General features: G+C 67.7%; 8 protein-coding genes. 3 read left to right on the top strand and 5 right to left on the bottom strand.

Features of this window, described 5'->3' with window-relative positions; all coding sequences use genetic code 11:
• Positions 1–212 precede the first annotated feature (212 nt).
• Positions 213–443: a hypothetical protein gene (locus ABH935_RS22470; protein WP_370379883.1), complete on the top strand. Its 231-nt coding sequence runs from the start codon at positions 213–215 to the stop codon at positions 441–443.
• 50 nt (positions 444–493) lie between these two features.
• Complete coding sequence (locus ABH935_RS22465; RefSeq protein WP_370379882.1) at positions 494–1,222, top strand: DUF4191 domain-containing protein; 729 nt, start codon at positions 494–496, stop codon at positions 1,220–1,222.
• Between the two features lie 183 nt (positions 1,223–1,405).
• On the opposite strand, the gene ABH935_RS22460 is transcribed toward ABH935_RS22465, so the two are convergent.
• Complete coding sequence (locus tag ABH935_RS22460) at positions 1,406–1,813, bottom strand: RDD family protein (RefSeq protein ID WP_370379881.1); 408 nt, start codon at positions 1,811–1,813, stop codon at positions 1,406–1,408.
• Between the two features lie 241 nt (positions 1,814–2,054).
• On the opposite strand from ABH935_RS22460, the gene glnA reads away from it, so the two are divergent.
• Positions 2,055–3,479, top strand: coding sequence for a type I glutamate--ammonia ligase (gene glnA, locus ABH935_RS22455; protein WP_370379880.1), 1,425 nt, complete (start codon positions 2,055–2,057; stop codon positions 3,477–3,479).
• Between the two features lie 130 nt (positions 3,480–3,609).
• Here the strand turns inward: glnA and ABH935_RS22450 are convergent, their stop codons facing one another.
• The 4 genes from ABH935_RS22450 to ABH935_RS22435 form a co-directional block, all read right to left on the bottom strand.
• Positions 3,610–3,894 (bottom strand): hypothetical protein, encoded by a 285-nt coding sequence (locus ABH935_RS22450; protein WP_370379879.1) that lies wholly within the window; start codon positions 3,892–3,894, stop codon positions 3,610–3,612.
• A 514-nt stretch (positions 3,895–4,408) separates the two neighbouring features.
• Complete coding sequence (locus ABH935_RS22445) at positions 4,409–7,030, bottom strand: glycosyl hydrolase (protein WP_370379878.1); 2,622 nt, start codon at positions 7,028–7,030, stop codon at positions 4,409–4,411.
• Between the two features lie 521 nt (positions 7,031–7,551).
• On the bottom strand, positions 7,552–9,720 hold the full coding sequence (locus ABH935_RS22440) for a hypothetical protein (RefSeq protein WP_370379877.1): 2,169 nt from the start codon (positions 9,718–9,720) through the stop codon (positions 7,552–7,554).
• Positions 9,721–9,917: 197 nt separating this feature from the next.
• Positions 9,918–11,948 (bottom strand): hypothetical protein, encoded by a 2,031-nt coding sequence (locus tag ABH935_RS22435; protein ID WP_370379876.1) that lies wholly within the window; start codon positions 11,946–11,948, stop codon positions 9,918–9,920.
• Positions 11,949–12,216 lie beyond the last annotated feature (268 nt).

Here is a 12,216-nt window from a genome sequence, read left to right as displayed (position 1 = left end):
TTTCTTAGGGAGCTGTGATGAGCGGCCCCGGTCCGAGTCGGACCGGGGCCGTTTCGCATGCCGGACGCGGGGAATGCCCGGCATTGCGGATCGCGTTACCACGATTTGACCGGCAACACCAGACCCTGTAACAAAGAAAGCTGATAGTGGTGGTGGCCCGCCACCGGCTCCGTTCCCCGACGTCCCCCTTTCTCTCTGGTCGAGGTTCCGCAATGAGCATCGCAACGTCCTCCGCACCCGCTCCCACGATTCGCACTGCTCACCCGGCGACGTCCTCCGTCCGCACGATGATCCTCACCTTCGAGCGCCGGGTCCTGCGCGCCGGCGGCCAGCGGGGGGCGCTGGCGAACGCCCGCGCGGCCGTGCTGGAGGGGCAGGAGAGGGCCGCGCTGCGCGCCGAGGCTCACGAGTCGCTCACCAGGATGAGCATTCAGTCGCGCTAAGGTCCGCACTGGTTTACCACCGGGCGCCGGTACCACGTATTCTGCGTGGCATGGCACGCGACACCACGACGAAGACCCCCGCCGGCGGGGATGCGCCCAAGAAAAAGGGCCGGCTGAAGCAGATCCGCGAGGTCTACGGGATGACCCGCAAGGAGGACCCCAAGCTTCCCCTGGTGCTGGCCGCCTGGGCCGTGGCCGCCCTGGTGGTGTTCGTAGCCCTGGGCTTCCTGCTCGGGTCCCCGCTGTTCTACGGCATCTTCGGCATCCCGGTCGCCGTGCTGGCCGCGATGATCGTCTTCGGGCGGCGGGCGCAGCGTGCGGCGTACTCCTCGATCCGGGACCAGGCCGGTGCCGCCGCCTCGGTGCTGGACACGCTGCGCCGCGGCTGGGACGTCACCCCCGGCGTGCGCTTCAACCGGCAGCAGGACATGATCCACCGGGTGCTGGGCCGCCCGGGCATCATCCTGGTCGGCGAGGGCAACCCGAACCGGCTCAAGGCGCTGTTCACCGAGGAGCGCCGGCACCTGACCCGGCTGTTCGGCCCGGACGTGCCGCTGGTCGCCGAGGACATCGTGGCCGGCGAGGACGAGGGCATGGTGCCGCTGGGCAAGCTGAACAAGACGGTGATGCGGCTCAAGCCCGCCACCGGCAAGGCCTACCTGCGTCCGGCGCAGGTGCAGGAGTACCAGAACCGGCTCAAGGCCGTCGGGCCGAACATGCCGATCCCGAAGGGCCCGATGCCGCGTAACGGCAAGATGCCGCGCGGCCAGGTGCGCTAATCGTCGCAAGCCTACGTCTGCCGGACGTAACCCCGGCGAAACGCCACGGAACGTACGACGGCCCGCGACCGGTGATCGGTCGCGGGCCGTCGGCGTTCGCCGGAGGTCGCTGGTCAGCGGCGGGGTGGTCTGGACGCGGCCTGGATCATGCGAGCAGCCATATTCGGCCGGGCGAGCGAAGGCTCAGCGGGTGCTGACGATCATCGTGTGCGCGATCCGGTCGTGCAGGCCGCGGCCGTCCGCGTCCCAGACCACCGCGGGGATGACCAGGAACAACAGCACGGTGCGCATGCCGATCGAGTACAGCGAGGCCCGGCCGCCCTGATCGGAGCCGACCCGCAGGCCCAGAACCGCCATCCCGAGGGTGGAGCCGCTGATCCCCAGCCCCACCAGGTAGATCACGGCCAGCAGGCTCAGCGCCGCGAACTGGCCGTTGCGCAGGAGCCGGTCGCCGACCAGCAGGTACGCCATGCCGTAGGCGATGGCCCAGTCGATCATCAGCGCGGCCAGCCGGCGGCCGACCGAGGCCATCGAGCCCGGACCGGTGCGCGGGAGGCCAAAGCGCTGGCCGGAATAGTCGGACGAGGTCATGGCCACCACGGTACTCCGCACCGATTCGCGGTCCGCCACCAACGTCGGACAAGGGCGTTCCCCGGGCACCGCGGGGCCCACAGGGTAGGTTGGAGAAGACCCGGGCTCTGTGTAACACGCCGGAAACAAAAGGGACACGGCCGGGAAACCCCCCGGTCCTACGGTCGCATGAGTGCCTGATGGGTCCCGGCCCCGGTGGCGAGAGGCTTCCGGCCGGTGAGAATACTCAAAGGAGTAGTGGATGTTCTCGAACGCCGACGAGGTACTCAAGTACCTCAGGGACAACGACGTGAAGAGCGTCGACGTGCGGTTCTGTGACCTGCCTGGGGTGATGCAGCACTTCACGGTGCCGGTCGAGTCGTTCGACGCCGACGTCTTCTCGAACGGCCTGGCCTTCGACGGCTCCTCGATCCGCGGCTTCCAGGCCATCCACGAGTCGGACATGCAGCTGCTGCCCGACCCCAGCACCGCGCGCCTGGACCCGTTCCGCGCCGAGAAGACGCTGAACCTGAACTTCTTCATCCACGACCCGCTGACCGGTGAGGCCTACTCCCGCGACCCGCGCAACGTGGCCAAGAAGGCCGAGGCGTTCCTCAAGGGCACCGGCATCGCCGACACGGCGTACTTCGGCCCCGAGGCCGAGTTCTACGTCTTCGACGACGTCCGCTTCGCATCCGGTCCGGGCGAGAGCTTCTACCACATCGACGCCGAGGCCGCGTTCTGGAACACCGGCCGCTCCGAAGAGGGCGGCAACCGGGGCTACAAGCCGCGCGTCAAGGGCGGCTACTTCCCGGTGGCCCCGAACGACCACTACACGGACCTGCGCGCCACGATGAGCCGCACGCTCATCGAGTCCGGCCTGATCGTCGAGCGCCAGCACCACGAGGTCGGCTCGGCCGGCCAGGCGGAGATCAACTACCGGTTCAACACCCTGCTGGCCGCGGCCGACGACCTGATGCTGTTCAAGTACATCATCAAGAACGTCGCCTGGCAGGCCGGCAAGACCGCCACCTTCATGCCGAAGCCGGTCTTCGGCGACAACGGCTCAGGCATGCACTGCCACCAGAGCCTGTGGAAGGACGGCGTCCCGCTGTTCTACGACGAGGTCGGCTACGCGGGCCTGTCGGACACCGCCCGCCACTACATCGGCGGCCTCCTGAAGCACGCCCCGTCCCTGCTGGCCTTCACCAACCCGACGGTGAACAGCTACCGCCGCCTGGTCCCCGGCTACGAGGCCCCGGTGAACCTGGTCTACTCCCAGCGCAACCGCTCGGCCTGCATCCGCATCCCGATCACCGGCTCGAACCCGAAGGCCAAGCGCATCGAGTTCCGCTGCCCGGACCCCTCCTCGAACCCCTACCTGGCCTTCTCCGCCATGATGATGGCCGGCCTGGACGGCGTGAAGAACAAGATCGAGCCGATGGCCCCGGTCGACAAGGACCTCTACGAGCTCCCCCCGGACGAGCACGCCTCGATCCCCCAGGTCCCCGGCAGCCTCCCGGCCGTACTGGACTCCCTGGAGGCCGACCACGGCTACCTGCTCGAAGGCGGCGTCTTCACGCAGGACCTGATCGACACCTGGATCTCGTACAAGCGCGAGCGCGAGGTGGACCCGGTTCGGCTGCGCCCGACGCCGCACGAGTTCGAGCTGTACTTCGACATCTGAGCAGTGCTCAGACCTGCGTAAATAGGTTCGCAGGAACTTGAATCACCCCAGGTTGGCAACCAGCTGACCTGGGGTGATTGCCGTGGCTATCCATTCACTGAAGCCCGGCCACCGCTGTGCGAGAGCTTGGTCAGGGAACGACGGTCAAGGTCAGGGTCCACAGCTTCGACGGTGGGCCGGACGGGTCCGGGTTGTAGGTGCTGGAGCTGCTGAAAGTCACCGTGCCGGGGCGCAGCAGCCTGACTTGGTCGTGGCGGGTCCCGATCGGTTCGACCTGATCGCTGATCGACGCCACGGAGGGGTCGGAGGTGGTCGGCGCGCTCCAGGTGACGCCGCGCAGTGCGAGGAGCTCTAGCTCCACGGTGGTTCCCATGTGCAGACAGGCGCTGCGCACCGGGTTGTCGGTGGTGGGCACTACTACGGCGAACGTCCCGGACAGGCATTTGGCAGGGCTGCTGGCCGATGCAGGAGTTGTCTGCTGTGGCGGGGACGCCACCGAAGCGGGTGGCGCGGAGCCCGAAGCAGCCGTAGTGCTCGGCGCACTGGATCTCGGCGGAGGTGCCGAACCGGTTGTCGTTGTCGCGCTGGTCGAGGCTGGCGTCGTCGGCGAGACGGATCCGGACGATGTCGAGTGCGATGCCGTGTGCGATGTCGATGAGCAGCCGGCGACAACAGTGGTCGCAAGGACGACAACGGCAATCGTCGCACGCTTCGGCGTTCGTGGAAGTACATGCATGGCGGGGACTCCCAGTTGGCACGATGCAGCACCGGCGGTTCGCATTTGGACGCGGCAGCCCCGGCCTCGGTTCCCATCGCGCACCCGCTCCCGCAACCGCAACCAAAACCGCAACAAAAAGAGTGCGGCGTCCCCCAGAGTCGGGGGACGCCACACTCGTCATTTCACTACTGACGGAAGCGGGAACTCAGCCTTACGGCGTCCGGACCTTCCAGATGCCGCGTCCGTGGGTGGCCGCGTAGAGGTTTCCGTCCGGGCCGAGCTGCAGTTGCAGCGTGGCGTTGGTCGGCAGGCCGTTGCCCAGGATGCTCCAGCAGGAGGTGTGCGGGCCCTGGTAGAACACGCCGAGGTCGGTGGCCAGTGCGATGCCGCCGTGCGGCAGGATCTGGATCGAGTCGGCCGGGACGTCGGGCAGGTTCGCCGAGATGTCCTTCCAGGTGGTGCCGCCGTCGTGGCTTTCGAAGATGTGGCCGAAGTCCGCGCCGGGGCCTTCGGTCCACTTCCGGGAGAAGCCGCTGACTGCGACGTAGACGTGGTTGTTGTCGCTGGGGTCGATGGCGATCGAGGACAGGTAGCGGTTGGGCAGCGAGGTGCCGTCGGTCGACAGGGTCAGCTGGTGCCAGCCGGTGCCGTCGGCGTTGCCGACCGCGATGCCGCGGCTGAAGCCGACGCTGTTGCAGCCGCCGCCGCACCAGGCCGCGTAGATCTTGCCGCCGGAGTCTGCGACGGCGGAGGCGTCGTTTCCGGCGCCCAGGTCGTAGACGTCGGTCCAGTCCGAGGTGGCGCGGATGGCGTAGCCCTTGGTTTGGACGGCGATGTGCTGGCCGCCGGCGACCCAGGTGTTGGAGTTCTTGGTGTCGGCGGTGAACGGCGCGGTGAAGCGTGCGGTGCCGTTGACGCCGTCGTTCGGCGGCACGTTGTACTCGGTGGACGTCGAAGGATCGATGGAGACGTTCTGGCCGCAGTCGTTGGTGACCCAGATGTTCTCGTTCGTGTATTCCTCGGCGATGTTGCAGCCGTTGGCCGGGTCCACGAGGGTGTCGCCGCCGTCGCCGCCGAAGTTGGAGCCCATGACCGCGGGGCCGCTGCGCAGGATCGACTGCCCGTTGTCCTGCAGGCCGCCGGAGACCGCGACGCCCTTACCGGACGGGTCGGCGCCGACGCCGACCGAGTAGTACTGCAGGGTGTCGATGGTGCCGTCGTTGAGCGACTGCCAGTCGGCGGCGTGGCCGCCGGCATCCAGCACGCCGTTGACCGGCCGCTTGTAGACACCGCCGTCGTTGCCGACCACCACGTAGCTCTTACCGCCCATGCTGCCGATGGCGACGGCGTGCTGGTCGGAGTGGGTGGTCGGGGAGCAGGTACCGGTCTGCTTGGTCGGGTCGATGGACCAGCAGGGGTAGGTGAAGTTCCAGTACGGTCCGACGGTGTTCCAGGTGGTGCCGGCGTCGTGGGACTCGTAGACCTCTTCCAGGCCCATGTAGACGTGGTTCGGGTCGGTGGGGTCGACCTGCAGGAACTGGTTGTACCAGGCCTGCACGCCGGGGTTGTAGGTGGAACCGGTCTCGGCCGAGCCGGAGGCCTCCAGCTTCGGCGAGTCCGCGACCAGGGTCCACGGCCCGAAGGGTGTGCCGTTGGAGACGTAGACGCCGCCGAGCGTGGACTGCGGGCTGGAGATCTTCGTCGGGTCCTGGTTGATGGCGTAGAACTTCGAACCGTCCGCGGAGGACGCGAAGGTCACCGCACCGACGTTCGCCGCCGCGGTCGGCAGCGCGCCGAGCGAGGTGGTGATCAGGGCCCAGGTACCGCCGGTCTTGGTGTAGAACCCGTTGTAGGTGTCACCGCTGCGCCACCCGACGGCCGCGATCAGCTTGGTCGGGTCCTTCGGGTCGGCGGTGATGTCGTTGACGATGTTCTTGTACGGCGCGTGCGGGTCCGTGGCCTGGGAACCACCGGGCAGGTAGCTGGGGTTCGGGGCGAACTCCAGCTTCCACGCGCCGTGCAGGTCGCTCAGCGGATGCGAGTACAGGCCGCGGGTGGTGGCCGCGTAGACGGTGTCGCCGATGAAGCGGATCTTGCGGATGCTGGTGGACTGCAGCTCGGTGCCGCCGACCCGGTCGTGCGTGGAGAACGTCCCGTGCACCGGGTGTGAGAGCACGTAGACGCCGGAGCCGGTGAAGGTGTCCGAGGCGGTGTTCGCCTCGCCGGTGGCGTACCAGAGCCGCCCGGTGGCATCCAGTTCCAGGTCACCGGTCGAGGCCGCGGGCAGCGCCTGGGAGATCGGCGTCCAGTTGCCGCCGCCGGTGGTGGAGCGCCACACCCCGCCGTTCGCGGCGCCGGCGTAGACGTGCCCGGCGTTGTCCGCGGCCATACCGGTCATCCGGCCGGTGACGTTGCCGGCGCCGGCGGAGGAGTTGGAGTCGTAGTCGCGGTACAGCGGGTCGTCGGAGTTGTAGGCCGCCGTGGTGACCGACTTCCACGTCGGCCCGTAGTGCGGCATCGACTGCATCTGCTGCCACGCCGCGCCATAGGCGCCGGGGGCGACGACGCCGGGCGCGCTACGCGCCGCGAAGTACTCGTTTTCGGCGGCGTTCGGATCGTCGACGCCCCCGTCGGGGTTGCCGGGAGGGCCACCGATGGCCGCGGCTCGATTGTGCCCCGTAGATGAGGCAGGAGTGCCGATCGCATGCGGCCGGTTGTGGTTCTGCGCAGCTCCGATGTTCGCGGCGGATGCCTGCGGCCCGGTGAGTGCCAGCGCTAAGGCGGCACAGGCTGCTCCGATCGGGAGCAGACCAAATCGTGAGGCAGTTCGCATGCCGTGGGTCCCAACCTTTCGAGGAATGGTGAAGGTTGTGCCTGCGCAGCGTTCCATGTGGCATGGCACTTTGAAGAGACCGGAACGGTCACGATTCGGCAAAATGAGGTCCTGACCTGCCCTTGCGTGATTCAGGACGTTCCCTTGACCTACCCTTGTCTCAGTGCCCAAGCAATAGAACCCCTGATGGGAGGGCTGGGCCGTCGTAGCCGCCCCCGGCCTCGGGGCCGATCACCGTGATGGTCAGGTCTGAGACGACCCGCAGTCCAGCAGACTCGTGCCAGGGAACGTATCGCGTATGACAGGGCTCCGTGAGGGCAACACAAGCGCCGCCCGCACCCCGCGGCCAGACTCGGGAATCGGATTCACTCGCGTGGGGGACGAAACGCCACCCTCTGACCAGGACCCGGAGCACGTGCCCTTGCTGCCCGCTCGCACAGACAGCGGACGGCCGTGTCCATCGCTGAAGACGATGGACACGGCCGCCGTTCAGCCTGCCGGAGCAGGCATCACCGGGAGCTCTACCTCAGAGCCCCGAGCGCCGACGTCCTTGGATGCTGGGGCGTAGCGTAGACCGGTCCGGTAGTCGCCCGGATCGGGCCTCCGCGCATCGCGAGGCCGCCGCCGACGGTGTACATGCCTTCGTCGAAGGCCTGGCCGTTGGTCGGTGCCTTGCCGACGGCGAAGACCGCGATGGACTTGCCGTTCACGACCGAGCAGGAGATGTAGTCGCCGACCATCGGGCCCTGTGACGTGCCGGCGATCTGGGCCATGGTCATCGGGCCTGCCACCGTCTGGCCCGCGGCCCAGGTGGTGCCGCCGTCGGTGGAGGAGGTGAACCCGACGTACATCTGGCAGGTCGAGACCGAGCAGTTCGCGTTCGGGTAGAAGTAGTAGTACAGGCCGAGTTTGGCTGTGCTGCCGGAGGTGGCGTGGTCGACGCCGAGGCCGGGGATCATGTGCTCGATGCCGCTGGTGGTGGCGTCGATCGGGATCCGGGTCACGGCCGACCAGGTGGTGCCGTTGGTGGTGGTGGACATGACGATGTCGTTGGCCGGGCAGCCGGAGCGGAAGCGACAGTCCTGCCAGGCCACGTAGATCTTGCCGGAGGAGTCGATCTCCGCTGACGGCAGGCCGTCACCGGAGCGCAGGCCGCCGCCGACGGTGTGGGAGCTGATGTTCGCCACGGTGGTGACCGAGCCCCAGGAGCTACCGCCGTTCGTCGACATGAACGACGCGATCGACCCGCCGTTCGTCGAGAACGGAACGATGACGTTGCCGTTGGGCTGGACCAGCGGCTGGCCGCCCAGACCGCTGGGCGAGCCCGACGGCTGCTGGACCGCCGACCACGTCAGGCCGCCGTCGGTGGAGGTGGACATGACCTCGGAGTTGCCCGAGGAGGTGATGTCGACCTCGGTGTAGCAGTTGCCGTAGTGCGGGCTGGTGGATGTGTTGTCGCAGACGATCCAGTTCTTGTCGTAGCTCTGGCCGTCGAATCCGGCCGAGTTCACAGGGTTGCCCCACGTCATACCGCCGTCGCTGGAGCGGCTGACCAGGACGCCGGGGACGTTGCCGGAGGAGTCGATCGGCAGGGTGGAGATCAGCCAGACGGCGTGCTTGGCGTCGTAGACCACGGACGCGTCAGAGACCTGCGCGTAGCTCCCGCCGCCTTGGTTGACGGTGATCCCGGGCAGGAACCCGTTGTGCCAGGTGACGCCGCTGTCGGTCGAGGTCTCCCAGCCGATGTCCGAGGAGCCGCCGCCGTTCACGCGGCCGACCTGGTGTGTCGCGACGACCGTGGTGCCGAACGCGTAGGTGTCCGGTTCCACCTCGGTCGCATGCTGCGCGTCGGTGTCCGTGAACGGGTCGGTGGAGACCTTGAGCAGCGACGGCCCGGTGCCGTTCACCGTCAGGTTGAACGTCGTGGAGTGCGTCGCGGACGCGCCGGTGCCAGTGACGGTGATCGGATAGGTGCCGCTGGGCGTGCTGGAGGCGGTAGCGACCGTCATCGTCGAAGACCCGCCGGCGGTGATCGGGTTGGTTGAGAACGTCGCCGACGCGCCCGACGGCAGGCCTGAGGCGGACAGCGTCACGCTCTGTGCGCTGCCGGAGGTGACCGCGGTGGAGATCGTCGAAGTCGCCGACGCGCCGGGGTTCACGGCCGCCGAGGCCGGGCTGTCGCTGATCGAGAAATCATTGGTCGGGACGCCGCCGGACAGCGTGACGTCGTCGTACAGCGTGTACGTCGGGTCACCCGGGTAGTTGTCGTCCTTGCTGGTCAACGTCAGCGTGTAGTTGTGGTTGGCGGTTAGCGTCTTCGTGACCTGCTTCCACCCGGAGTTGGACACGCAGGTCTTGGCCAGCACCGTGGTCGTGGTGTTGGTGGTGGTGTCCTTGAGCGTCGCGGTGGCCCAGTCGTAGGTGACGGTGTCCGGACACACCACGTCGTACCAGAACGACAGCGACGGACTGGTCGCCGGCGCCGTGAACGACTGCGCGATCGAGGAGGTGTTGCTCGGGCTGGTCGAACCGACCATCGCGGCGTACGTGCCGGAGTGCGGGTTCGTGGTGGTGACCGAGGTGACACCGGACGTGGTCCAGCCGGTCAGGTTCCCAGTCTCGAAGCCGCCATTGGTGATCGAGGTGGCGGCCGACGCGGGGGTGCCGACGGCCGCGGTGCCCAGGAACATCAGCCCGACCGTCGAGACGACGGCGAGCAGTCTGCTTCTCAGCGGGCGTGGGGGACGGTGACGCACTTTGACTCCCGATGTGAGGCGCCGGGCGGATCCTCGCCCGGCTGCGGATTACGTGGGGTGCACGCGGGGTTGGGTAACGTCAGGGGCGGAGGGTTTTCTCCGACCCCTGACACCCTGCGGTGGGATCCGAATCAGTGCACAGCGACGTCGTCGTACAGCGTGTAGGTGGGGTCGCCGGGGTAGTTGTCGTCGTGGCTGGTCAGGGTCAGCGTGTAGCTGTGGCCGGCGGTGATCGACGAGGTCACCTGCTTCCAGCCGGAGCTGGAGACGCAGGTCTTGGCCAGCACCGTCTTGGTGGTGTTGGCGGTGTTGTCCTTCAGCGTCACGGTGGCCCAGTCGTACTGGACGGTGTCCGGGCAGGTGACGTTGTACCAGAAGGCCACGGAGCTGGTGCCGGTCGGGGCGGTGAAGGTCTGTACTGCTTTGGAATCACCGTTGGTCGCGCTGCTGCTCCCGAGCCGGGCGGCATAGGTGCCCGAATGCGCACCCGAGTTGACCACCGATGCGGTTCCGGCAGTAGTCCAGCCGGTGAAGGTGCCGGTTTCGAACCCTCCGTTGGTGATCCCGCCGGCCGACGGGGAAGTCACGGTCAGCGTGTAAGTGACGGCGTGAGTGTGGGAGGTTCCGGTGCCGGTCACGGTGATCGGGTACGTCCCCGCCGGGGTCGAGGCCGCGGTGGCGATGGTCAGCGTCGAGGATCCGCCGGCCGTCACGGACGTCGGACTGAAGCCGGCCGTGGCACCCGATGGCAGTCCGGACGCGCTCAACGCGACGGACTCGGTGTCGCCACCGACGGCCGAGGTCGAGACCGTGGCCGTCGCGGAGCCGCCTTGGGTCACCGAACCGGAGCCCGGCGTGGACGACAGCGAGAAGTCAGGCGTCGGCGCGGTCTCCGACACGATCGTCGCGTAGATCTCCGCCGTGGAGCTCCCGCTGTCCGCACTCCCCCAGCTCACCGCGAGCTGGTTGTTCGGCAGGGTGGTCAGCCCGAAGGTGTCTCCCGGCCACACCTGGCTGTTGCCGTAGTTCGTGGAGATCTGCTGCGGCGAGCCGATCAGACCCGAGGCCGTGGTGAACGTCTGCAGGTAGGTCGCATACCCCTGCGACGGTGCGTTGGTCTGCCAGCCCACGTACGCGGTGCCGGCCGGGCCGCCGGTGACCTCCATGATGTGGGCCGCGTTGGTGTTGTCCGGCGTGACGCGCGTCGGCGCCGACCAGGTCGCGCCGTTGTCGGTGGAGTACGACAGCCAGCCGGTGTCGGTGTTCGAGGTCTGAGTGTCCCAGGTGGCGTACAGGGTGCCGCCGGCGTCGATGGCGATCGAGCCGTTGATCCACCAGTTGGCCAGCGCTATCGTCCCGGCGTCGGGACGGACCTGCACGGTCGAGGTGGGCCAGGTGGCCCCGGCGTCGTTGGACCAGGTGAAGTACTCGTAGCCGGGATGCAGGGCGTAGGTGCCGGCGTCGGTCTGGTGGCCCTCGTACAGCGCGTCCACCCGGCCTTGGGGATCGACGAGCAGCGGCGCGGCGAACGCACCCATCGTCGGGTAGTTCGGCCCGATCGCCTTGAATCCACTGAAAGTCTTGCCGCCGTCGGTCGATTTCTCCATCACGGTGTTCAGCTCGCCGTTGGAGAAGGAACAGGAGCCGGTAGGGCTGCAAATCGTCTGGACGTTGGAGCTGTCCGGTCCGTAGTCCCACGTCACGTACACGGTGCCGTCCGGCGCCACCGCGATGTAGGGCCGGTCGCCGAAGTATCCACTGCCGGGCGGGACGACGTTCGCGGTCTGGGTGAACGTGGCCCCGTGGTTGAACGACGCCTCAACCACCGGATAGTTGCTCGTCGACATGAAGGACACGTACACGGTGCCGTTCGGAGCGACCGCGAGTCCGGGGTCCCAAGCGCCGGACGACCCCGCCATGGTGACCGGGCTGTTGTAGCTCGTGCCGTTGTTCGTGGATCGTGCGAAGCCGATACCGCCGCAGCCGATCCACGCCTGGTAGATGTCACCGGCTGTGTCCGCAGCCGACACGACTTCCTGGTTCTGGCCGGAGCACGCGGAGCTGACGTCCAGGATCGGGCCCACTGTCGCCCGCGGGGCCGGGTGCGCCGAGGCCGGTGGCGATGTCGCGACTCCCGCGACGAGGAACATCGCTGAGGCCACTGCCAGACTTCGCAACCTGCGACGTGAGGTGTGGCGGTTTCGGGCACGGGCTCGGAGCATGGTGGCACCCCTTTCGACTGCACTGGCGGGTTGGGGGTGTTGCTGGAGCACAACCGCACAAAATGTCGCGGGCACGGCGGATGCTAGATATCGGCCTATACATAGTCAAGGTTCTGCTAACACCCGATATCTACGCAGTCGATAGTAGATATGCGCGGCACGAAACCTGACAACCATCGCCCCCACGTCTGGCTTCTGATCAGATCCC

Origin of the sequence: Catenulispora sp. GAS73 (genome assembly GCF_041262085.1) — a bacterium.
Lineage (GTDB): Bacteria > Actinomycetota > Actinomycetes > Streptomycetales > Catenulisporaceae > Catenulispora.
The sequence above is the reverse complement of the archived record's forward strand: the minus strand, read 5'-3'. Positions and strand labels throughout refer to the sequence as shown.